A 23,692-nucleotide genomic window follows, 5' to 3' on the forward strand; every position below is an offset into this window, starting at 1 on the left:
GCGCGTCCAAGGGAGACCCCACAGGCGCCAAGAGCGCCGAGGAGGCTCCCGGACCGCCCGCGGAAAGCGAGTGCCTGGAGTGGAAATCAACGTTCATATTCTGACACTCCCTCAAAAAAATGTAGGCAATCATAATAAATATCCAATTTGTCTACAGTCTGAAGAGAGGACAAATAAAGTCCTCTCTCTTTTTATTCTTCCATTTTCAATTTCCCTAACCCGCGTTCTTCAATATGTAGATGGTATTTTTCCTCGAGCTCCATGATACGGATAAACGCTTCCTCCTGATTATATTCATGGTTTTCCGACTCCTCGGCAAACTCTTTTCTAGCCAAATGATAGGCAAGCTTATCCCTGAACACTCCTTCTTCATACTCATTTATGACTGTTTGAAGTTGATCCTCCAATTCCCGAGTCAAATCATAAATTTCATATTCCTTCACAAACTGTACTCCTTCCACGCCGAAATCTTTGGCAAAGGAATTAATATACTGTTCCATCTCACTAAATTCTTCTTTATTATCTTCAATATCGGAAGCAACCCAATATCCGTACTGAACCATTTTGAATAATGTTTCATACTGTTTCTTGGTAAAATTGATTTTCATTGTCGATACTCCTTTTCCTGTTTCCTTACAACAAAAAGAATAAACCGCAATGGAACAAAAGTCCAATGCGGTTTATCTCAATCCAATATTTCCGTTACAGAAAAATAAGCTGCTTTTTCCGTATCTACTACATAATGGCAATCGCCTTTAACTAGATTATAATAACGGTGCTTTTGAATGTTTGAAATCATTTGAGTTGAGTCATCGCCTTCTACCTCATGCTCTAGTTCTTTGCCGCCCGGAAAATAAAAGCCAACTTTCAATTTCATCTTTCTCATCCTTCCCTTCGTCTGGTTGAATCACTCTTTTATTTCATATCCTTTCTCATGCATTTATAAACATAAATAAAATGCTTATTCGCTTTTTCCATGATATTCTAGGGGAAAATACGATATTCAGAAGGTGTTTTTATGAAGATAAGGAAAGCCATGGAACAAGATGTACGTGGAATAGCAAATGTACATATAAACAGCTGGAAAACGACTTATAAAGGAATCCTCCCGGATCAATATTTGTATTCCATGAATCTGGAAGCCAAAAAGAAAAACTGGCTTAGAAATTTAAAGATGCTGCATAATGCCACCTTTGTAGCGGAAAACGCCAATGGGGAAATCATCGGTTTCGCTGCTGGCGGCCCTGAACAAACGAATGATCCGCATATTCAAGGTGAAGTATATGCCATTTATTTTTTACAAGAATATCAACGACAGGGACTCGGCCGAAAAATGATAAAAGCGGTCATACATGAGCTTATGAAAATGGAACATCAGAATTTAATAATTTGGGCATTAAAGGATAATCCTTCTTGCGGTTTTTACAGAGCACTTGGCGGTCAAGTGATAGCTGAAAAAACCGTTAAAATGGCAGGCATCGAGCTTATCGAAGTCGGTTTCGGGTGGGAAGATATTCAGGATATCCTTTTGCATTTGTAAGCATTCCCGAGGAGGGTGGTTACTCTCCACCCTCCCCCTCTCATGTCTCGATAAGGAAGGCTGTTTTCTCATTACCTAAAAAATAAAGCCGGTGCAATGGCCTTGTCATTGTTACGTACAGCAATTTGATATCAAGTTCATTTCCATGGCAATACATTTCTTCGAGGGATATTGCAAATACGACATCGAATTCGAGACCTTTGGCTTGATAGGATGGAACAATCAACGTTTTATCTTTTGGGATGTTTCCCGCTTCATCTATTAAATGAAAGCCTTGATGAAATCCACTTAGTTTCTCGTTTGCCAGTTTGCAATCTTTCATCGTTTTGGCAATAACGGCAAACGTTTTAAAACCTTCTCCTTTAAGGCTTGCGATAAGATCGATCAGCTCTTCTTCCCAACCTTCCTTTTCAATGGAAATGAATTCTGGTTCCTTGCCATGACGAACTACAGGTTCAACTTCCGGGAAATCGTATGTTAACATCTGAAGTATTCCATTAGCTCTTTTCATTATTTCAACAGTTGTTCTGTAGCTTTTTTGTAATTCAGTATAAGTCGCCCGAGGGAAAATACGACTGTGAACCTCGTCCCACGTTTGAAGTCCGCGATATGAATGGATGCCTTGCGCAAGATCTCCTACTAGTGTGAACATATCGGTATCCACTGCCGTCTTTAATGCCTGTAACTGCATGAAGCTATAATCCTGTGCCTCATCAATGACGACATTTTTTGCTTTGTTTTCTTTATCGACACCAAAAAGCCGCTCATGAAGATATAATAATGCTCCTAAGTCCTCCATCTCATAACTTTTAGCAGAGAATAATTTATGATTATACTCACATAAAACACTGGCATCTTCAACAGTAAGTTTACCGTTACTGTACGAGGCGAGACGCTCGGGATCTTGGTATAATTCCTGATAGTAATCCAGGAGATCTTTACTTTTGAATTGCTTAAAATACCCTTTTACCGAAGTACGGATCGCCTTTTGGACCTGCCCCATCCTTTCCTCTTTCTTATCGAGGCATTTTGTAACAAAGTCCTTGCGAATGACTGGATCGATATTCTTATTTAGAGCTTTCTCAATTTTGGCATCATAAAAATCAACTACACGTTCAAGGATTGTTTTCTTTTTCAATTTCACTTCATTTTGTAGTATGGCCTTCAGTTTGTCCAGCCTGCTGTATAACGGTAAATACCAATAATCCTCTTCCAATAATCTAATGAACTTCTTAGCGGAATAGAGGCGATATTTATCACAATAAAAATCAGCATCTGGATGAAAGCCCCTGAAAATATCCTTTACATATTCGTCCAATATATATTTAAAGGCAGGGGAACCCTTCAGACCTGATATCCAGACGGCTGAATTAATTTCTTCATCATCATTTTCCAGCAATCGAGTTAATTTATCATCCGCTATAAGCTTCACTTGCTTTCCTATCGCTGCCTGAACATATTCCGAAAATGTAAATTGTTTTACCTTTTCGACTCCCAATTCAGGTAAAGCTTCAGATATGTAATCAATGAAAACCCGGCTCGGAGCAAGAATCATCAATTGACGCGGATCGAACAGGTCTTTATAGTGATAAATGAAATAGGAGATCCTATGTAAAGCAATTGTGGTTTTACCACTGCCCGCTGCGCCCTGAACAATGATAGGTTTATTCAAATCTGCCCGAATGATTTTATTTTGTTCTTCCTGGATCGTGGTAATGATATCTGTCAATCGATTGCTGGAACTTTTGGAAAGGGATTCCTGCAACAATTCATCGGTTGTTGTCAAATCAATGTCCCTTATCTCCTCCAGGATACCTTCTTCTATCATTAGCTGTCTTTTTAAAGTAATGTTCCCGCTGAATGTCTCCCCTTCCGCTTCATATTCTATTTCACCAATCCGTCCCTCATAATACAGGTTTGCAATCGGTGAACGCCAATCGACAATAATCTGTTCCTGGCTTTCCCTCTGATAAAGCGATGCTTTTCCGAAATAAAGGACTTCGCCTCTATCACCGTCATTCCTTTCAAAATCCACTCTTGCAAAGTAGGGTTTTTTACTTGCTTTGCGTAAACTTTCAAGTTCGGTTTTCGACATCTCAAAAAAGTTGGCCGTCGTCAGCAGTTGTGAATATAAGGCTGATTCAGACCAATCGGCATCGCCAAAAGCTTCTTGCATATTCCTCTGAAATTGATCTTTGCTTGTTTCTGATGTTTTGATGACTACATCGATATAACGTTTCGTAAAATCCAGCCGCTGTCGTTCCTTTTCAAAATCAGGGTGATTTCCCAATAAAATCATTCCCCTTCCTTGTGTATTTATCAAACTTAAAATGCCGACGCTAATACGAAATGGACATTTATACTATCAGAAAAGCCAATGGTTGACAAATCTGGAGACATAGAATTATATAGTTTAAATTTACCACTTCCCTTATATTTCATATAATTCGAAGAATACACTATATATTACGTTGATTTAGAAATAATACGTTGACTTATGAACTGCTGCTATTGTCATCAATTCTTAACATAAATAATGCTAATTTAATGTTTTATCGGAAACTCACATTATATACTTAAATTACAATTACATAATTTTCTTAAGAAAGTGGGTACTGTCATGGAAATAAATGAAAAACAACCAATGCTATCCCCTAAATTAATCCATGAACTTGAAATTTTATCATCCAAAACAAATATGCCTGTTTCTGAATTATTGGAAATATCTGTAGTATCATTGCTGGAAAAAGTGAATAATACCAAAGAACTCAATGTTGGACTTAATAATAAGGAAATGATCTTAAGAAATAAAATCATCATTAATCAAAATAAAGAGGTTCTGAATAACAAAAGCACTTGACCATAGAGGTTAAGTGCTTTTTGGTTCCTAACTGCCACTGTATTAATGGAATAGATATTCTTACGTGGTTTCCAGTGTAATATTTGTATCTTAATTTGTAATTTCCCCGCCGAAAAATCATTTCTTATTCGGAATTGTAGATTTTCATAAAAAAAAGCAGCTATTAAACTGCTTAACAATTAATCATGGTTTAATAGATGTCACGTACGTACCTGCTATGAAATCATGTATCGCTCTATGATCTTTCCTTATGCCAACCATGAACGCACTGACAATAAACCCTATCCCAAATGTAATGGCATAAACCAAAGCAGCAACTAAATACCTCAATAGCATTGTGCCTATGCCTAATTTCCTTCCGTCCACCCGTACTATGCGTATTCCCATAATCCTTTTACCCACTGTATAGCCATACCATAATATCGGGACAATCAGCATGTAAAGAAAGTTGAAAAACGTTGAAAAGTTTTCATTTTCCCAATCACCGGTAATCAACCCGAAAATAATCGCTAATGGAAAAGACACTATTATGCCATCCAAAAATCCTGCAAAAAGACGTTTCCAAAAACCTACTGAATCGCTCATTTAAAATCCTCCTGTTGTGTTAGTTACAGTTACCTATATTACCAATAATAAGGATGGTGCGTAACGAGTCTTTGTACCCACCGAATTCTTTAACAAAAAAATAAAACTTACATAATTGGTGACAATTTATAAGCAAAATTAAATCTCTGTGTAATTTTTGCTTATAAACGTTTGTTTTTGCTAATCTGCCTTTAATTTTCCTAAGAAATAAGATACAATTTAAATGATGCACAGTTTAAAACATACAAGATCGTAAACTGCTGTTTGTATGAATCAGCGTAAAACTAATGAAACAAAGTGTTGGACACGTTGAAACAAAAGTATTTTGGAGGAATGTAAATAAATGATTACAGTAAATAATGTTGGTTTACGTTATGGCGATCGTAAACTGTTTGAAGATGTTAATATAAAATTCACTCCTGGTAACTGCTATGGCCTGATTGGTGCGAATGGTGCGGGTAAATCCACTTTCTTAAAAATCCTTTCAGGTGAAATTGAAGCGCAATCCGGCGATGTCCATATGGGTCCTGGCGAACGCCTTGCCGTTCTAAAGCAAGATCACTTCGCTTATGAAGAGGAAGAAGTCCTTAAAGTTGTCATTATGGGACATGAAAGATTATATGAAGTCATGCAAGAAAAAGATGCCATCTATATGAAGGAAAACTTCACCGACGAGGACGGAATGAAAGCGGCCGAACTTGAAGGAGAATTTGCCGAATTAAACGGCTGGGAAGCTGAACCTGAAGCTTCAATCCTCTTAAAAGGCCTTGGCATCACGGAAGACCTGCATACAAAGAAAATGGCTGAATTAAACGGTGGCGACAAAGTTAAAGTATTGCTTGCCCAGGCATTATTCGGTAAACCGGATGTTCTTTTATTGGATGAGCCTACCAACCACTTGGACTTAAAAGCGATCAAATGGCTGGAAGAATTCCTAATCAACTTTGAAAACACTGTTATCGTAGTTTCCCATGACCGTTACTTCCTTAACAAAGTTTGTACACATATCGCGGATCTTGATTTCGGTAAAATCAAAGTTTATATCGGTAACTATGACTTCTGGTATGAATCAAGCCAGCTTGCCCTTAAACTGACTCAAGATGCCAATAAGAAAAAAGAAGAAAAAATCAAAGAGCTTCAAAATTTCATCGCGCGTTTCAGTGCCAATGCATCCAAATCGAGCCAAGCGACATCCCGTAAGAAATTATTGGACAAAATCAGCTTGGATGACATCGAGCCTTCATCACGCCGCTATCCATATGTCGGCTTTACTCCTGAACGTGAAATCGGGAACGACCTGCTTCGTGTAGATGGAATCTCGAAAACGATCGATGGCGTAAAAATATTGGATAATGTCAGCTTCACGATGAATAAAGGCGACAAAATTGCATTTGTCGGTAAAGATGAGATTGCTAAAACAACAATGTTCAAAATCTTGGCAGGTGAAATTGAACCGGATAGCGGCTCATTCAAATGGGGCGTTACGACCTCTCAGGCATACTTCCCTAAGGATAATGCTGAATTCTTTGAAGGTGTCGATTTAAATCTTGTCGATTGGCTCCGTCAATATTCTCCTAATGACCAGAGCGAAAGCTTCCTGCGCGGTTTCTTGGGCAGAATGTTATTCTCTGGCGATGAAGTCACGAAAAAGGCAAGTGTACTTTCAGGGGGCGAAAAAGTCCGCTGTATGCTTTCCAAAATGATGTTAAGCGGTTCGAACGTCCTGATGCTTGATGAACCTACTAACCATCTGGACTTAGAGTCGATTACGGCATTAAACAACGGTTTAATCAGCTTTAAAGGATCTATGATCTTCTCTTCACATGATCATCAGTTCATCCAAACTATAGCGAACCGAATCATTGAACTTACTCCAAAAGGTACAGTCGATAAGCAAATGAGTTATGATGAGTACCTTGAAAATGGCGAATTGCAAAAACAAGTGGCTGAAATGTACAAATAATACTTTTATGAAAGCACATCCTTATTGGATGTGCTTTTTTCGTTCCCGATTCTTGCTGCCTGCATTTATTTCATACCTTTAATGTATTGAAGGTATAAAAAACACGCTGCAATAAATATAATAATATTCCCTGAAAGATGAGCACTGAATAAATTCATCGATAAAAAGGTATATTGGTAAGGAAGGAGTGAGTTAGAATTGGATGGTCATACTGTGAAAAATATTTTTGATGATACAGGATACCTTTTTTTATATGATAAATTCAGTTATCATTTTTATATATCCGGATTGTTCGATGTAGTGGAACAAGAAAAAGTAATCTCGGATTTTTTAAATTCTTATGGCTTTGATGATAAAAACCCTCTCTTTTTTGACGACTTTTCCTATTACTTTAATTGCTTTCATTATTCCCACCAAAAACAAAGGATGATGAATTACTTGAAAACCGAGTATGACGAACATATTTGTTAAGTATAAAAGTCCAGATAAACTGATCCTGCCTCTTATTAGCGAAAACCATTCAAAAAAGGTAAGAGCATACAAGTAGCTCTTACCTCGGACTGTAGGCAAACTCGATGAAAATCGAGTTTGCCTACAGTTTTTTATGAGTTATAATTTAGACGTTGATTTCCGCTCCAGAAACTCGCTTTACACGGGCGGCCCGCCCTCGTCGCCTTTACGCCTGCGGGGTCTCACACACCCGCTCCAATCAATTGGTTTAACTATTAGATAGAACCTTTTGCCTAATGTCTTTATTGTTTTAAAATAGAATTATTAATACTTGTGTAATGAGGATGCTTTCTAAACATGATTCTATTCAGCTTATAAAGGGTGTATTTTTGATGTGTTTTTTTGAAATTACGAACCCATATGAAAGATGTTTTTTGACTTCGTTTTCAAATAAAAAAGCAAACTCGCTCAGTTTTGGTGAGTTTGCTTTTTTATAGCTATCTGGTTCCTTATGCAAATAAACTCCCTAAATAAACTAAAAACTATCTCACGAATGCTCTAGAAGTCATAGGAGTTCATAGTCATATCATTTACCGTTATCTATACTCTTATGTTTTGGAGGGGCTCGCAAAGGCGGAGAATACCCCTAGAACTATATATAAATAACCAGTTATCCGATTCTGCAACTTAGAATTCACTTCACTACCCAGAATCCGCTTTCTAATACTTGCTGCAAGAACTGCATACAGACCATCACTAATAAAAGCTAGTATAATAAATATAATTCCTAAAAGCAAAAATTGAATTGTGACTGATCCAGCAGAAGATGATATGAATTGCGGAAAGAAGGCTAAAAAAAAGAGTGCTGTCTTAGGATTCATTACTTCTACGAGCGCTGATTCGTAAAATATCTTTAAAAACCTTTTGCGAGGGGCTTTTAGAATTTCTGATGTCGTTCGATCGGATGTAGAAAGTAAAGTCTTACACCCCAGATAGATAAGATATGCAGCACCTAAGTATTTAACGATATTAAAGGCTGTTGCTGATGTCATAAGGATTGCCGAAACTCCTATTGCTCCAGCTAAAACGTGAACAGAACCACCAAGAGATACACCCAGAACTGATACTATGCCCGCTTTCTTCCCTTGATCAATGCTTCTTGCCATAATATACAACACAGCCGGTCCAGGTATTATTAACAATGTAGCAGCAGTAATTACAAATAGCCAAATATTTGAAAACTCCATAAAAAGCAACTCCTTGTTGTATTTTTGCACACGCTTTATTGGGCTCCTCCTTGATTGGTGAAAGCTAGTTTACACTTTTTTTAAGGTTCGCTTTCATCAAGGAGGCAATTTGTTGCTCATTTAGAAAAGGAATCTGTTCAAACTGTTTTAAAATGAGCTCTTGTCTGTAAGGAATGGCTTTGACTTACCTTTGCTTTCCCTTAAAAAGTGATAAACACCATTTTTGCTTTTAGGGGTGCCACCAGCAAACCCTAGTAATATGCCAATCATTCAATTAACCCTTTCCGTTGCTCACGCATCCATTGCGCAACCTGAATTTCCCCTTGTTCATTTGATTTTTCAAGCTCTGTAATAATCGCTTTGTAATCAGTGTCATTACGATTTTGACTCATTTTGGCTGCAGCTTGAATAGATGTGATTTCAATTTCAAAGCCAACTATTCCTTTCATTTCACTCTTAAGCAACTCTGGATCAAACGTTTCCCAGGTCCGACCATTTTCTCGATGCGACTCATAGTGATTAAGCATAGTATCCAAGGAGGAAATCAGCTCGTCCTCAGTGATTACACGAGCTGATCCATACGCATGTACAGCTAGATAGTCCCATGTAGGAACCTCTTCGCACTTATACCAACTTGATGAAATGTAAGCGTGCTGCCCTTGAAAAATCAGTAACACATCACTATTATTGTCTAAAGTTTTTTTCTGCATGTTTCCGTATGCAATGTGGCCAGTCGCATAGATTTTCCCTCCATCTTCCCGAATTTCCAAAGGAATATGCGTAGCCATGGGACGATGTTCATCAACAGTAATCAATAAGGCAAACGGGTTAGACTTCATAATTTGAACAGCCTCTTCATTTTTCATACGATATTGCTTAGGAATGTACACATTAATCATCCTTTCAACTTGCATTAGAGTTTTTAAAAATGAATATCCGATAAAAAAATAGTATTATACACATTGACATGAAAAAAGGTACAATAATAAACAAATATACATGTCAGAGGGAATGCAAATGAATAATACCATTTTTACTTTTAATGATAACTCCCCAAAATACAAACAAATCTACGAAAAATTTAAATCATATATTGAACAAGGAGACATTTTGGCGAATGAGCAATTACCCTCCATTCGTCAACTTGCAGATTCCTTACATGTAAGCCGTAATACAACTTTACTGGCATATGAACAACTTGTTGCTGAAGGGTATATTCGTGGAGAGGGCAGAAAAGGTTACTTTGCAAATGAGTTAGAACCCCTAATATTTCAGCAGCCATTAATCTCTTATAATAAAAAGCAGGCTGAGTCCAAGAAACCTCCGGTAGTTAATTTCAGGGCAGATGCCGTTGATCAAACACATTTCCCACTGAAAATTTGGAGGAGAATTGCTAACCAAGTATTAACATTACAGGATAGCTTTCGATACGGGGAACCATTTGGGGAAGAATGCCTACGCGAACAAATCTCCACATATTTATTCCAATCACGCGGAGTGAAAACAAATGCAAATGCAATTATTATCGGAAGCAGTACCCAACAAATGCTTGTATACCTTGGGCATATACTGAAGGATGAATTCCAGAGTATTATAGTTGAAGACCCTGGTTACGACGGTGCTAGGGAAGCTTTTCAATTCCATCGATTTATGCTTGAAACTTTGCCGGTTTATGAAACAGGTGCTGAACTTTCCCAATTAGAACAAATGAAATCACGATTAATCTATGTAACCCCTTCCCATCAAAGTCCAATTGGAGTAAGCATGTCTATTCAACAACGGCAAATGCTTATTCATTGGGTTAACAAGATTCGTGGATATATTATCGAAGACGATTATGATAGTGAATTTCGCTATACACAAAAACCATTTCCTGCTCTTGCCTCCATTGATTCAGCAAGAGTCATTTATTTAGGGAATTTCTCGAAGTCCTTTCTTCCAGGAATTCGTTTAAGTTATATGGTCTTGCCACAGCCATTATTAAATCGTTTTAAAAATCAGTTTCTTCATTTTGAAGCTACCACCTCCCTGCTTAGCCAGCTTACAATGGCCAAACTTATGGAAGAGGGAGAATGGAGTCGACATATTAAACGAATGCGCCTTGTTTATAAAAGAAAAATGCAGCACTTAGTATCCGCATTAAAAGAGCAACTCGCTCAAAATATATCAATTATTGGTGAACAATCCGGTTTGTATGTATTAGTCAAGGTACATCTGAAGCATTCAGAAGATTGGTTAATTCAACAAGCTTCCTTTCATGGCGTTACGGTGTATCCTACGTCCCTCTACTTCATTAAAAATAACACCGACGGACCAATGGTTAAACTAGGTTTCAGTAATCTTTCTGACGATGAAATTGATGTGGGTGTGAAACTCTTAAAGAAGGCATGGATAAAAGAATAACTCGATAATTCTTTGAATAAACGAAATGTAGCAATTCTATTTGAATGTTTGGTGTTGCAAAAATAATCTTCATAGGAACCTTTCTAGCATTATTAGTTATTGGATTTGAAGCCAGCTTCACATTTTTATCATATGCAATGGACACACTTCCTATGGGGACAGCTTATGAATATGGACGAGAATTGGTGCGTCAGGTAGAGCATCATTTGGAATGATTTTATACGGATAATCCGAATATTGGAATAGTTAGTTTTTATTAGGAAGAAATTAAGTGCTACTTTAGGTCTAAAACTTGTTTCTTAATAGATAAATTGAAGGATAATTTTAAGCCTAATTTCCATCTGAAATTAGGCTTAATTTTTTAACAAATCTACCACAGTAATTTAATAAGACAAAGTCGGATATCTTTTAATTTTGTAGATTTTTCTTCATAAGAGATGCTACTTGTATATTATCTTGTTGAGAAGTGTTTTCTAGATGCTTAATAATTAATTCTTGACGCTCCAAAGGGTGATTTTGACTTAATTTAGCTTTCGCTTCAATTTTTGTGATTTTTATTTTAAATGCTACAATCCCTTTACTCATTCCTTCGATAAATCTGGAATCTACATCGTTTAAATTGTATGGGCTATCTGGACTTTCATATTTGTTTACCATATCATTTAGAGAATCGAATATGACTTTTTGATCTTCGACAATCTCCATATTTCCATATAAATTTATAGACACATAATTCCAAGTAGGAACTGCCATCGTTGTTTCATACCAAGACGGAGAAATATAACAGTGAGGACCTTGGAAAACCGCAAGATATTGAATATTTTAGACCTGAATATAAAAATAAAAATTTCTGTGATTGTATTTTGCATTCACCATGGAAAGAATAGGGTACAAAAATGCACAACGTAACAGCGAATCGTGGTAGGAAGTTAATAGCAACAGGAGATTCAACGGTTATTAAATTCCTTCATATAATGTAACGGGGACAATCGTTAATTTTTGTTGCGGCATAGGATAAGCACCTCCTTTTATTGATACAAGTATCGTACCAGGAGGTGCTACGTATTTAATATGCGCTGTTTAAATGGTGGCTTTCCTTTAACCATAGTTTGCAACCCACTATCCAAGTGTTTACGCTTAGATATAAGTTATCCTCTCTCCTCCAAAACTCAGTCCAGTGAGTTGTTAACTCTTATTCGGCGGGAATCCCACCCGATATATGTAACGACCTATGCTCGAACGCTCTGACAGGCACCGGATGCCTACCCAAACTAGCAGCCGAATCGATGAGAAAATACCGAAACCAAATCCACCTATCCGACACTTTAACACACTAACTGGAAACTTCAGCTGAGTCGGGTCCTGACCTCAATTTTGTATTTTGTTTGGGAAGTATAATTTTCGCCTGCTAAAAGAAGAATATCTCCAAAATCCTCAAATTCAATTGCTCCTGGTGCAGCTTGGGTTTCAAACGTTATACCGCCGTGTTGAATTAATTTTTCTCCGTGCATGAGTGGCACACCTTCCACAAAGTTTGCAGTGTAAATGACAACCGCAGGCTCTTCTGTGTATACCTCGACTGATATTTTCTGGTCAGGACTAATTAATTTTGCTGCAGTTTGATGAAGTCCTGAGCACGTTAGGAAGAATGGATGATCGATTCCTTGAACCTTTTTAACTTCTGCGTCAATTGCTTCAAAGGTTGATTTTAATTTCTTTGGGGTTCGAAAATCATAAGGCGTGCCAATTGTGCTTCGCTTTTCCCCAGTTACCGTGGTATCGTCATTTACTGGTGCAAATTCTTCAGAAAAGATTTGTAAGAAATGATCATCGATTGGATTGCTGGGATGCCCTGTTAAGTTAAAATAGACGTGATTGGTCGGGTTAAAAATTGTGTCTTTATCACTAGTTGCTTGATAGCTGACTGACCAAATATTTAAGTTGTCTAATGTGTAAGTCACACTTACTTTCAAATTCCCCGGAAAACCATTCTCGCCATCAGGTGAGTGGGTTGAAAAGATGATTGATGCACTTTCATCCGTCTCCTTCACTTCATAATCCCAGATTTTTTCATCGAATCCAGGGCTGCCACCGTGTAATGTATTCCCTAATTGATTTACAGATGTTTGGTAACGTGATTCACCAATCGAAAATTGACCATTTTTTATTCTTCCAGCGACTCTTCCTATTGTTGCTCCATAATATGTTTCTTTTTTGTAATCCTCAATCGAGTCAAATCCCAATACGATATTATTACGTCCCGTTTCCGTTAGGACGAACAGATTGACGATTCTTGCACCAAAGTTTGTAACTTCCATTCTTACTCCATGTTCATTTTCTATTGTAAACAGCAAGACTTCATTTCCAAACGAGCTTTGTGATGTTTTCATTTTTTTCGGCTCCTTCCCTATTAAATTCCTTCATTTAAATAAAAGCTAAAACACCATGAATTGCACAAAAAGTTCAGCAAACATTTTAATGGTGAAAAGCCGAAGTAGCAACTTCGGCCTTAAGATAAGGGAATCATATGAGTAAATCAACATGTTCATGATGTGTGTGTAGATCATAATTACAGAAGTATTTTCCCTTATGACCCCCTGATTTAAAATGCATGCTTAACTCTTCTATTTGCGTATAGCTTCTTTGAATTCTGCTCCAAATCTCATAGGTCTAATTTAAGCACTTTTTCCCTTAGCTTGTTTGCTTTCTCCAATTTTTTCAATTTCCTCCAAAGTATGACCTCGAGTTTCAGGAACGCATGTCCGGATAAATAAAACACCGAGTAAACAAATAGCACCAAAGATTGCAAAAACAGCTTCTTGAGACATCGAAGCGGTCATGATTGGAAATAGCAATCCAACCAAGAAAGAACCAATCCAGTTAAATGATGAAGCTATTCCTGATGCACGCCCGCGAATTACCAGCGGGAAAATTTCTCCAACTATGACCCAGGTTAAAGGAGCCCACGTGAATGAATAAAGTGCTACATAGATACTTAAAAAAACAACCATCATCATCGGATTTGCATTAGGAATTAATATATTCAATATTGCCGGCAAAATAAAGGATAGTCCCATAATAGTTCCGCCTATTGTTAATAAAGTACGGCGATTAAATTTATCAGCAATCATAAGGAATATTAATGAACCTAGTACGAGAATAACCCCTTGAATAATTGGCCACATCAATACTGAGCTGGCTTCATGCCCTGTTGCTTTTTCCACAATCATAGGTATATAATAAAAGATTGCGTTTGCGCCCTGGAATTGTTGAAACGCAGCAACACCCACACCAGCAATTACTAAATAACGGTATTTATTACTTAAAAGTGTACCCCAAGATGCTTTTTGATTTACCTTTGCTTCCTCTTTAACAGTTTCTTGAATTTGTATTATTTCAGAGTCAATTTGTTCTTTGTTAGAGCGAATAAAGCCCAACACCTTACGAGCTTCATCAATTTTATTGTTCTTAATTAAAAAACGTGGTGATTCGGGTAACCTTGACACTCCAATAAATAAGATCAAAGCAGGTACGGCAGCCAAACTAAGCATCAACCGCCATGCCATAGTTCCTGGTAAGTCTTTCAATAAATAAGCGACAATGTACGAAAGCAACATACCAGAGACAATCATTGTTTGATTAATTCCTGACAGACGTCCACGTAAACGTGCCGGCGCCATTTCCGACATATAGGCTGGGACCAACGCAGAAGCAGCACCTACAGCCAACCCTAATAAAATCCGGGCAACAATCATAAAAATGAGCCCTTTATGAGGGGATATTCCTGCCAAAATGGAGCCAACAGCAAAAATGATAGAAGATATTAAAATCATTTTGCGCCGTCCTAAACGATCGGAAAGTTGTCCGGCCAGGGCACCTCCAAAAATAGCTCCAAACATCAGCGAAGAGGTAATCCAGCCAATGGCACCAGGGTTGTTTTGAAGGTTCCAATCATGTTGCAGAAAAGGTAATGCACCCGTCATAACGCCGATATCATAACCGAAGAGAATGCCTCCAAAAGCCCCAAAAAAATAAATGAATCCACTTGAGATTTTCTTTTCATTAACCATTAAAATTCCCTCCTCAAGGTTTTAAGATTATATTTTTAAAATCCCACTACTAAAAATATTGATTGCTTTAAAGAAAATAATAATAGTGTTTTCAAGCTACAAATATATGCTAGTAGAATCATCTTGAAAATTATTGATTAGGATGAATTCTGTGTCGTTATTATGCTATTAAAACGCTTTCATCTTTTTCCGGAAAACCACGAACACGCTTACAAAAAAAGTGATCATACTAATGGTTACTATTTCCAGACTACAACCTCTGGAGTACCTATTTCTTCCCTCCAAGGAAGCAGAGCCTCCTTGGAGGGAAGAAACATTACTTAATAACTACGTATTCCAAGCCAACAAGTTTTGCATAGGTTATGATTTGGTCTGTTGTTAAGTTCAATGAAACAACTGTATGGTGACCGCCACCATTCTCAAGCCAAGCTTTCACTCCATCTTGGAAGTTTGGCTTCACTTCCCAAAGTACACGGGCCACTGGAAGGTTTGGTGCTGGAACAGTTGGCTCAAATGCAGAAACTTCATTAATCAAAAGTTTATAGTTTGTACCAAAGTCAGCCATGGAAACAACGACACCGTCTCCTGCTTTGCCGTCGAATACTAAACGTGCTGGATCTTCACGATCACCTATACCTAATGGAGATACGACAATTTTTGGTTTGTTACTTGCTAAAGATGGGTCGACTTCAAGCATATGTGATTGAAGGATTGATTCTTGTCCAGCAGCTAATTCATATGTGTAATCTTCCATAAAGCCAGTTGATTGGTTATGGCTCATCACTTTCAGTAAGCGATCGAGTGCTGCCGTCTTCCAATCTCCTTCACCCGCAAAGCCATATCCTTGTGCCATCAAACGTTGGACGGCAAGACCAGGAAGTTGTTTCATCCCATATAAATCTTCGAAGTTCGTTGTGAAGGCCGTGTAACCACCATCATCAAGGAAACGTTTAATCGCAATTTCATAGCTTACCTGTACCTTTACGCTTTTCTCCCAATCTTCCCTACTGTTTGTACCATAATCAAATTCATAAAGGCCTTCGTATTCTGAAAATAAAGCATCAATTTCTTCATCAGTAACCGCATTTACATATTGAACAAGGTCTCCGATTCCAAAATAGTCAACTGTCCACCCAAATTGGATTTGCGCTTCAACCTTATCCCCTTCGGTTACTCCAACGTTACGCATGTTGTCTCCAAAGCGAGCGACCTTAATGTTGAAGCTTTCGTTATAAGCAACCGCTACGTCCATCCATTGTGCAATTTGCTTTTGCACTTCAGGGCGCTCCCAATAACCTACAACAACTTTATTTTGTTTTTTCAAACGGGCATTGATAAAACCATATTCACGGTCACCATGAGCGGATTGGTTCAGGTTCATAAAGTCCATATCAATCGTTGCCCAAGGAATGCTTTCATTGAATTGTGTAGCTAAATGAAGCAATGGTTTTTGTAATAGTTTCGTTCCACGAATCCACATTTTTGCAGGTGAGAAAGTATGCATCCAAGTGATGACACCGGCAACTTCGTCACGATAGTTGACTTCTTTCATGATGCTTGTGATTCTATCTGCACTAACAGCTAAATCTTGCAATACAAGTGGATAAGGTAAAATACCGCTTTCATTTAATGCATCGGTTATCGTTTGTGCATGCGCCTTGACCTTTGCTAACGCTTCTTCCCCATATAGATGTTGTGATCCTACGACGAACCAAAATTCCTTTTTTTCTGTTGTTAACATAATAATCCTCTTTTCTTAATTCTAATGGTTTGATAATTTAATAGAGTTGAACTTACTTTTGACCGTAATAAGCATATTTTCCATGTTTTCGTAAATAGTGTTTATCCAAAATATTTTGTGGTAATTCTTTTGCAAAATGATTTAAATCCCGTGTAAATAAATTCATTTTCGAAACTTCATCCAACACCACACTATTCATTACGGCGGATTTTGCATCTTTGCCCCAAGTAAACGGACCATGACCATGAAGTAAGACACCAGGAACGGCTAAAATGTCTAACCCACGCTCTTCAAATGTTTCGATGATTAACTTCCCAGTCTCCACTTCGTACCCACGATCAATCTCCTCTTGTGTTAGGTAGCGGGCACATGGGACGGATCCGTAAAATGTGTCTGCATGAGTGGTCCCCATCGCTGGAACATCAAGGCCTGCTTGAGCCCAGATTGTCGCCCAAGTTGAATGAGTGTGTACAATGCCCCCGATTTCTTGGTAATACTTATAAAGTACTGCGTGAGTAGCTGTATCTGATGAAGGCCTCAACTCTCCTTCAACAACATCGCCATCTAAATCAACAACGACCATATCACTGGCTTTCATCGTTTCGTAATCAACACCACTAGGTTTGATAACAAATAAACCGCTTTCACGATCAATTGCACTTGCATTTCCCCATGTATATTTCACGAGTCCATATTTAGGCAAGTCCAAATTTGCTTGAAATACCTCTTCTTTCAGTTGTTCTAACACGTCAATCCCTCCAGTTTTCCACTCATAACATCAAATTGTCTACAGCGGCCTGCTCAATCACTAAACCCTTCCTGTATCTTTCAATAAATGCTTCAAATCCTTTAACATCTACTTGATCAGGATAAATTTCTTGTCCATCAACCTCTTCGAATACTTTTTTGTCGAGGAAGTCTTCTAAACTTTCTTTTTGATCTTTATTCATCATGTAAGATGCAAGAATCGCCATTCCCCACGCGCCGCCTTCTCCTGCCGTTGACATAACTGATACTGGAGTATTCATTGCAGCCGCAACAATTTTTTGTCCAACAAGAGGGGTTTTAAATAAACCACCGTGAGCCAAAATACGATCAATTGCAACATTTTCTTCTTTTGTCAAAATACCCATTCCGATTTTCAAAGCACCGAAAGCAGTAAAAAGGTGAGTCCGCATAAAGTTTGCTAAATTGAATTGACTCTCAGGTGAGCGGACAAATAATGGTCGCCCTTTTTCTAATCCTGTGATATTTTCACCAGAGAAATAACCGTAGCTAAGCAAACCGCCACCATCTGGATCCGCTTCCAAAGCCTTATTCAACATTACTTCAAATAATTTATTTTTATCAACCTTTTGTCCCATTGCCTCAGAAAATTCACTGAACAATCCCAGCCAAGCATTCAGATCACTTGAACAGTTATTCGCGTGAACCATTCCAACGAGACTTCCGTTTGGTGTAGTTACCAGATCAATTTCTGGATAAACTTTTGAAAGTTCTTTCTCTAGTACAATCATCGCAAAAACGGAAGTTCCTACTGAGATGTTTCCGGTACGTTTCCTCACACTATTCGTAGCAACCATTCCAGTCCCCGCATCGCCTTCCGGTGGACAAATTGGAGTGCCTGGTTGTAAATTTCTTGATCTATCCAGGATTTTCGCTCCAATTTCGGTTAATTCACCCGCCTGCTCGCCCGAAATGTAGACTTTAGGAAGAATCTCTTTTAGCTTCCAAGGATAACCTTTCGTCGCAATTAAATCGTCAAACTGCTTGACCATTGATTCATTGTAATCTTGCGTTGATTCATCAATTGGGAACATGCCTGAAGCATCTCCAATGCCAATTGCTTTATTTCCAGTCAATAACCAGTGAATGTATCCAGCCAAAGTCGTAATACAATCAATGCGAGGCAAATGTTTCTCTTCATTTAATATCGCTTGATAAAGGTGAGCAATACTCCATCGTTCAGGAATATTAAATTGAAATTGATCAGTTAGTTCTTTTGCTGCAACACCAGTTGTTGAGTTACGCCAAGTTCGAAACGGAACCAGTAGCTCCCCTGTACTGTCAAAAGCCATATACCCGTGCATCATTGCAGAAAATCCAATAGAACCTATTTTCCGAATGGTAATTCCATAATTCCGTTCAACTTCTTGCTTCATTTCACTATAAGCTGTTTGCAGACCAGTGATAATATCCACTAAGTTGTACGTCCAAATTCCATCTTCCAAGAAATTTTCCCACTCATAACTTCCAGATGCGATAGTTTCATGATGATTATCAATCAACACCGCTTTAATACGAGTGGATCCAAATTCGATTCCAAGTGAAGTTTCTCCCCCGGTAATCGCTTGTTTAATTTTTAATATATTCGTTTGCACGTTAATCCCCCTTCTGTCAGCGCTTTCAATAAAAGGAGGCGCTTAAATTTATTAACAACCATATTATATTTATTTGTACGTACATTTGTCAATGGTAAATATTATTTATACTGACAACTTCCGAAAGGAATCCTCCACCCTCACCTTAAAGTCATAAATTTGTATTAAAGGAAGTTATACGGACATGAAATCTAAAGGTAAATAGGGGGAATTTATAACTTTATACAAAAAATAAGATGAGTTGTTTTAATTCATTCAAAATTATGTTAAAATATGTCCGCACAAATATTTTAAGCGCATAAATTAGAATGCAAACAACTATGAAAGAAGTGAGGTTTAATGAAACCAAAGTATCAGGTAATCATTGATGATTTAAAAAATAAAATCCTTACAGGTGAATATAGTGTAGGCGAACAAATTCCTACTGAATCCGTCATGCAAGAAATGTACAACGTTAGCCGACACACAGTACGAAAGTCCATCTTAGAATTATCAAACGAGGGATTCTTGAGAAGTGAAAAAGGATCTGGCACATATGTTAGTAACCAATATCAATCATCTGGTGGCAATTCCAAAAATAAAACGATCGGTGTTATCACGACCTACATTTCTGATTACATTTTCCCTTCTATTATCCGCGGAATTGAAAGAAGATTGAATGAAGATAATTATTCGTTACTATTAGCCAGTACAAATAATGATGTCGAACAAGAAAAAAAAGCCTTGGAAATGATGTTGTCATTTGGCGTGGATGGTTTGATTATTGAACCTACAAAAAGCAATTTATACAATCCCAACATCGCTTACTACCTATTGTTTAAGGAACAAGAGGTTCCATTCATCATGATCAACGCTTATTATGAAGAATTAGAGGTTCCTTTCTTTTGCCTAGATGATGTGCAGTCAAGCTATCTCGCAACAAAAGAATTGATTTCGAAAGGACACACCCAAATTGGAATCATTTCAAAAATGGATGATTTACAAGGAAAGTATCGAATGAAGGGATATTTAAAAGCACTTGGAGAAGCCAAATTACGCTTTCAACCAGAGCAATTGCTTTCGTATACTACAGAAACGAAACTAGACCTATACACGAACTTGAAAGGGTTCCTAAATGAAAATAGAGACGTGTTGACTGGCATTGTTTGCTATAACGACGAGGTAGGGTTGGAAGTAGCAAATGTATCCAGACAACTTGATATTTCTATTCCCGAAGAATTATCAATTATTGGCCAGGACAATTCTTATATTGCGAAAAATGCTAATATCAAACTAACGACATTGACACACCCACAAGAACAAATGGGACATGATGCAGCTGATTGGGTCATTAAGAAATTACAAGGAAAGAAGGATTTACCAAACGAAACCTATTATCAACCAGTGTTAATTGAAGGCGAAACTGTCAAAGAGTTAGAAATACAATAACCTTAGTGTGTGATGCCTATAGGCTCCACTCCCACACTGGCTGCCTCCATCCATTTTATTAAACCAAATCCATCTTCATTATTTTCAAATGCTAAAGGGTCTACGATTACAATTCCACGGGAATTCACTGCCCTAGCCACATGTAATTGTTGGGGAATATCCACTCTAACAATATGGTGTTTATCGGAAATTCTCTCGATTAGTTTGTTTATCTTGCATTTTAAACTTTATATTAGGGTTCCTCCTAAGGTTTTGGGTTAGAGTGATGTCTTACTCATATCTTACTGAGGAGCCCTATTTTTTTCAAAGCTGAAAAATGACGAACTTCAGGAATGCTAACCTGTTCCATAAGAAAAAGGCTGCCTCAGCAACCTCCCTTTTTGAAGTATGCACCCCTATTAGTTCAGTAAGAATGTATGGGTTCTTGGAAGTATTTTAATAAAACAAGTATCATCTAAGGAAATTGGAACAAATATTATAACTGTTCCAAACCAAATGAGGTGGCTAAACGAACAGAAGAAATTGCTTCTTCGCCAATTATGGCTAATGTAACCTACAATGAGAAAAGTATCTACATTGAGCACGTAGATGAACAAAATGGAACAGCTACAATCCATTCCGTTGATTAATCCAAATAAAAAACAGAGTGTTTCAGTAACCAGCTTAAAAGAACAGTAATTTGTCAATATTTCCTCAATACATTAATAAACTTCCACCTTGGTTTGGTGGTTTCATGTTGTTAGATTAAGTTCATTGACCATCTTCTTTAACAATCTATCCCCTTGTTTAAGTCTAAACTAGATCTCTTTGCCACCTCTTTGCTGGCGGATTTCTGGTTTTACCCGCATTCCTCGACATTTTGTGAATAATATGATATCAGATCCTGCTACTACGCAACCATTCCAACACCAACATAAGCAAGCGCATAATCAACTAGCGTTTTACTTTTCCCTTCTGGATCTACGATACGTAAAAAGACAATTCCCATAGCTACTGTTCCAGCGCCCTACTTGGAACGATTCAAGACGATTGGGATACATTATCCTCCTAAGAATAAAAAAATATATTATATTGTGGCAGTCAACGGATTATGTTGCTTAATCTCTTGTATTGATAGATATATAGAATAGTTCCCATAATCGAGAATTTTATTAAGAAAAAGATTCAATAGTTCTTGAGAGTTAACTTTTATTTTTAAATGGTAACAGCCTTCTCCCGATACTCGGTGAGCTTCAACTATCTCATTTCTATCATTAATAAAACGTATAAATGAATCATGGTTTGCTGTTTTCATATAAATAATGACAAATGCTGTATAAGAAAGTCCTAATTTCATTTCATCGACTATTAGAGAGTAGGCTTTAATTACACCATTTTCCTCAAGTTTTTTAATACGATTTCCTACTGCTTGTCCCGTCATATGAATTTGTTCACCTAAGTCTTTCCATTGAATACGTGAATTTTCGGATAATAACCGAAGGATCTGAAAATCAATGTTATCAAGTTCCATAATAAACTCCTTTCACCATGAAATGCATTGATATAAAAGTGTTTCATCAAAGTATCGATAGATATCAATATATCATTTATCATTATATTGTACTAAAATTTTTTAAAGAGGTGGAAAAAATGAACACAGCTTTAATCATTGTCGATATTCAAAATGACTATTTCCCAAATGGAAAGATGGAATTAAGCAATCCAGAAAAAGCAGCGGCTAATGCTGCTAAAGTTCTTGAATGGTTTAGACAGAATAACAAAGATAATATTGTTCATGTCCAGCATCTCGCAAGTGATCCAGGGTTAGGCCTCTTTCTTCCGAATACGGAGGGAGTTAAACTAAATGAAGCTGTTCTACCATTAGAACACGAAAGCATTATCATAAAACATTTCCCTAACAGTTTTTTACAGACTGAATTAGAAAGCAAATTAAAAGAAAAAGGAGTAACAAAGCTAGTGATTGTAGGTATGATGACGCATATGTGTATTGATGCCACAGTCAGAGCTGCAGTGGAACTAGGCTTTGAAACTACACTTATTGAAGATGCATGTGCGACAAGAGACTTATCTTATCAAGATAAGGTCGTTCCAGCTGAACAGGTTCATTATTCGTTTGTCAGTGCACTTAACGGTATGTATGCCAATGTAATTTCGACCGAGGATTTCCTGCAAAAAAACTAACACAACCTTGAAGAACCAATAATCTTTTTTAAGTGGGAGTTTGTTTTAAAAACAAGCTCCCTTTTTTTACTGATGTTGTACTTGTTATCCAAGCTATATCATGATGAATTACATGAAAACCGAGTATTACGTACATATTTGTTAGATAAACTGATCATGCCTTTTATAAGCCAAACTATTCAAAAAAAGGTAAGAGCAAATATGTGCTCTTACCTTTCTTCACTTTATTATTCACTGTTATTCTTCCTTGCCTGCTGCCATATTCATATTCGCTTCGACATTCTCCTGGTTGATTGTGGTAAACGGTAAATTTCGCTTTCCTGAGAAATTCTCAAGCAGGTCTTTGACATCAATTCCCGAGGATGCCTTTAATGACTCCTGCAATGATGCCATTAAATCCGTAGCATACCCAGTCACTTTATTAGCCCCGCCATTCTTACCGCGTCCACCTGTATCCACTACAGTGATCTTGTCGATATTACTAAGCGGGCTTCCCACTTGTTTTGCTTTTTGTTCCTAAATATCTTACTTCCAATAACTATCCACAGAGGAAATGCTTACACCATTTGATGAATAGCTGTGTATGAATTGATTACACCTATATTAATACCAGCATGTGAGGCACCAGGTTTATAGGATGATTCAAGATGAACTGGACTCATAAAAACACTAGAATTTTATTCGAAAAACAAATAAAGAGCTTTTTTGTGGATCAATAATCAGTATCATGTAAACTAATGGTAGGTACTTTACCTATTCGGAAAATGTAGATTCTGAATAAAGGAGTCATTTCTTATAAAAGAATGTATGTGTAATCATATGAAAGGTATCTGCCAAGATGAG

At 37.4% G+C, this 23,692-nt stretch carries 20 protein-coding genes and 4 pseudogenes; 9 read left to right on the forward strand and 15 right to left on the reverse strand.

Features of this window, described 5'->3' with window-relative positions; genetic code table 11:
• Nucleotides 1-191 precede the first annotated feature (191 nt).
• Nucleotides 192-608, reverse strand: a complete 417-nt coding sequence (locus ACWF5P_RS18660; RefSeq protein WP_452445152.1) for a hypothetical protein — start codon at nucleotides 606-608, stop codon at nucleotides 192-194.
• Nucleotides 609-685: 77 nt separating this feature from the next.
• The gene (locus ACWF5P_RS18665) at nucleotides 686-877 is read right to left on the reverse strand and encodes a hypothetical protein (RefSeq protein ID WP_034307314.1); all 192 of its coding nucleotides are present in this window, start codon (nucleotides 875-877) and stop codon (nucleotides 686-688) included.
• A 141-nt stretch (nucleotides 878-1,018) separates the two neighbouring features.
• On the opposite strand from ACWF5P_RS18665, the gene ACWF5P_RS18670 reads away from it, so the two are divergent.
• Nucleotides 1,019-1,540 (forward strand): N-acetyltransferase family protein, encoded by a 522-nt coding sequence (locus ACWF5P_RS18670; RefSeq protein ID WP_452445153.1) that lies wholly within the window; start codon nucleotides 1,019-1,021, stop codon nucleotides 1,538-1,540.
• Between the two features lie 40 nt (nucleotides 1,541-1,580).
• Here ACWF5P_RS18670 and ACWF5P_RS18675 read toward each other — a convergent pair whose 3' ends face one another.
• A complete protein-coding gene (locus ACWF5P_RS18675) occupies nucleotides 1,581-3,839 on the reverse strand; it encodes a HelD family protein (protein ID WP_452445154.1) in 2,259 nt (752 codons plus the stop codon).
• Between the two features lie 321 nt (nucleotides 3,840-4,160).
• Between ACWF5P_RS18675 and ACWF5P_RS18680 the strand changes: the two genes are divergently transcribed.
• Entirely contained in the window at nucleotides 4,161-4,400 is a 240-nt protein-coding gene (locus tag ACWF5P_RS18680) for a hypothetical protein (RefSeq protein ID WP_101225129.1), read from the forward strand.
• Between the two features lie 183 nt (nucleotides 4,401-4,583).
• Here ACWF5P_RS18680 and ACWF5P_RS18685 read toward each other — a convergent pair whose 3' ends face one another.
• On the reverse strand, nucleotides 4,584-4,985 hold the full coding sequence (locus ACWF5P_RS18685; protein ID WP_101225130.1) for an RDD family protein: 402 nt from the start codon (nucleotides 4,983-4,985) through the stop codon (nucleotides 4,584-4,586).
• Nucleotides 4,986-5,328: 343 nt separating this feature from the next.
• Between ACWF5P_RS18685 and ACWF5P_RS18690 the strand changes: the two genes are divergently transcribed.
• Nucleotides 5,329-6,948 carry an ABC-F family ATP-binding cassette domain-containing protein gene (locus ACWF5P_RS18690; RefSeq protein WP_095394509.1) on the forward strand — a complete coding sequence of 540 codons (1,620 nt, stop codon included), beginning with the start codon at nucleotides 5,329-5,331 and terminating at the stop codon, nucleotides 6,946-6,948.
• Between the two features lie 198 nt (nucleotides 6,949-7,146).
• Nucleotides 7,147-7,419 (forward strand): hypothetical protein, encoded by a 273-nt coding sequence (locus tag ACWF5P_RS18695; protein ID WP_034307327.1) that lies wholly within the window; start codon nucleotides 7,147-7,149, stop codon nucleotides 7,417-7,419.
• A 587-nt stretch (nucleotides 7,420-8,006) separates the two neighbouring features.
• Here the strand turns inward: ACWF5P_RS18695 and ACWF5P_RS18700 are convergent.
• Both ACWF5P_RS18700 and ACWF5P_RS18705 read right to left on the reverse strand, forming a co-directional pair.
• The gene (locus ACWF5P_RS18700) at nucleotides 8,007-8,645 is read right to left on the reverse strand and encodes a LysE family translocator (RefSeq protein WP_452445155.1); all 639 of its coding nucleotides are present in this window, start codon (nucleotides 8,643-8,645) and stop codon (nucleotides 8,007-8,009) included.
• A 266-nt stretch (nucleotides 8,646-8,911) separates the two neighbouring features.
• Nucleotides 8,912-9,544 (reverse strand): FMN-binding negative transcriptional regulator, encoded by a 633-nt coding sequence (locus tag ACWF5P_RS18705; RefSeq protein ID WP_232783009.1) that lies wholly within the window; start codon nucleotides 9,542-9,544, stop codon nucleotides 8,912-8,914.
• A gap of 118 nt (nucleotides 9,545-9,662) precedes the next feature.
• Here ACWF5P_RS18705 and pdxR point away from each other — a divergent pair, with 118 nt between their 5' ends.
• Both pdxR and ACWF5P_RS18715 read left to right on the forward strand, forming a co-directional pair.
• A complete protein-coding gene (pdxR, locus tag ACWF5P_RS18710) occupies nucleotides 9,663-11,048 on the forward strand; it encodes a MocR-like pyridoxine biosynthesis transcription factor PdxR (RefSeq protein WP_452445156.1) in 1,386 nt (461 codons plus the stop codon).
• A gap of 44 nt (nucleotides 11,049-11,092) precedes the next feature.
• Nucleotides 11,093-11,263 (forward strand): SMR family transporter, encoded by a 171-nt coding sequence (locus ACWF5P_RS18715; protein WP_452445157.1) that lies wholly within the window; start codon nucleotides 11,093-11,095, stop codon nucleotides 11,261-11,263.
• 193 nt (nucleotides 11,264-11,456) lie between these two features.
• On the opposite strand, the pseudogene ACWF5P_RS18720 reads toward ACWF5P_RS18715, so the two are convergent.
• The 6 genes and pseudogenes from ACWF5P_RS18720 to ACWF5P_RS18745 form a co-directional block, all read right to left on the reverse strand.
• Nucleotides 11,457-11,864, reverse strand: a pseudogene (locus ACWF5P_RS18720) (FMN-binding negative transcriptional regulator); the annotation flags it as partial.
• 530 nt (nucleotides 11,865-12,394) lie between these two features.
• A complete protein-coding gene (locus tag ACWF5P_RS18725; RefSeq protein WP_427574434.1) occupies nucleotides 12,395-13,438 on the reverse strand; it encodes an aldose epimerase family protein in 1,044 nt (347 codons plus the stop codon).
• 285 nt (nucleotides 13,439-13,723) lie between these two features.
• Complete coding sequence (locus tag ACWF5P_RS18730) at nucleotides 13,724-15,118, reverse strand: sugar porter family MFS transporter (RefSeq protein ID WP_260357833.1); 1,395 nt, start codon at nucleotides 15,116-15,118, stop codon at nucleotides 13,724-13,726.
• Nucleotides 15,119-15,434: 316 nt separating this feature from the next.
• A complete protein-coding gene (gene araA, locus ACWF5P_RS18735; RefSeq protein WP_434167109.1) occupies nucleotides 15,435-16,859 on the reverse strand; it encodes an L-arabinose isomerase in 1,425 nt (474 codons plus the stop codon).
• Between the two features lie 52 nt (nucleotides 16,860-16,911).
• Nucleotides 16,912-17,607 (reverse strand): L-ribulose-5-phosphate 4-epimerase, encoded by a 696-nt coding sequence (locus tag ACWF5P_RS18740; protein WP_101225142.1) that lies wholly within the window; start codon nucleotides 17,605-17,607, stop codon nucleotides 16,912-16,914.
• 22 nt (nucleotides 17,608-17,629) lie between these two features.
• Nucleotides 17,630-19,240 (reverse strand): xylulokinase, encoded by a 1,611-nt coding sequence (locus ACWF5P_RS18745; protein WP_452445158.1) that lies wholly within the window; start codon nucleotides 19,238-19,240, stop codon nucleotides 17,630-17,632.
• A gap of 339 nt (nucleotides 19,241-19,579) precedes the next feature.
• On the opposite strand from ACWF5P_RS18745, the gene ACWF5P_RS18750 reads away from it, so the two are divergent.
• Complete coding sequence (locus ACWF5P_RS18750; RefSeq protein ID WP_434167112.1) at nucleotides 19,580-20,668, forward strand: GntR family transcriptional regulator; 1,089 nt, start codon at nucleotides 19,580-19,582, stop codon at nucleotides 20,666-20,668.
• Nucleotides 20,669-20,682: 14 nt separating this feature from the next.
• On the opposite strand, the pseudogene ACWF5P_RS18755 reads toward ACWF5P_RS18750, so the two are convergent.
• Nucleotides 20,683-20,880 (reverse strand): annotated as a pseudogene (locus ACWF5P_RS18755) (IS110 family transposase); the annotation flags it as partial.
• Nucleotides 20,881-21,207: 327 nt separating this feature from the next.
• On the opposite strand from ACWF5P_RS18755, the pseudogene ACWF5P_RS18760 reads away from it, so the two are divergent.
• Nucleotides 21,208-21,346, forward strand: a pseudogene (locus ACWF5P_RS18760) (H-type small acid-soluble spore protein).
• Nucleotides 21,347-21,734: 388 nt separating this feature from the next.
• On the opposite strand, the gene ACWF5P_RS18765 reads toward ACWF5P_RS18760, so the two are convergent.
• Nucleotides 21,735-22,178 (reverse strand): Lrp/AsnC family transcriptional regulator, encoded by a 444-nt coding sequence (locus ACWF5P_RS18765; protein WP_101225146.1) that lies wholly within the window; start codon nucleotides 22,176-22,178, stop codon nucleotides 21,735-21,737.
• Between the two features lie 119 nt (nucleotides 22,179-22,297).
• Here ACWF5P_RS18765 and ACWF5P_RS18770 point away from each other — a divergent pair, with 119 nt between their 5' ends.
• The gene (locus ACWF5P_RS18770; protein ID WP_452445159.1) at nucleotides 22,298-22,849 is read left to right on the forward strand and encodes a cysteine hydrolase family protein; all 552 of its coding nucleotides are present in this window, start codon (nucleotides 22,298-22,300) and stop codon (nucleotides 22,847-22,849) included.
• Between the two features lie 237 nt (nucleotides 22,850-23,086).
• On the opposite strand, the pseudogene ACWF5P_RS18775 reads toward ACWF5P_RS18770, so the two are convergent.
• Nucleotides 23,087-23,356: pseudogene (locus ACWF5P_RS18775) on the reverse strand (flotillin family protein); the annotation flags it as partial.
• Nucleotides 23,357-23,692 lie beyond the last annotated feature (336 nt).

Source organism: Peribacillus sp. NPDC055009 (genome assembly GCF_053608705.1).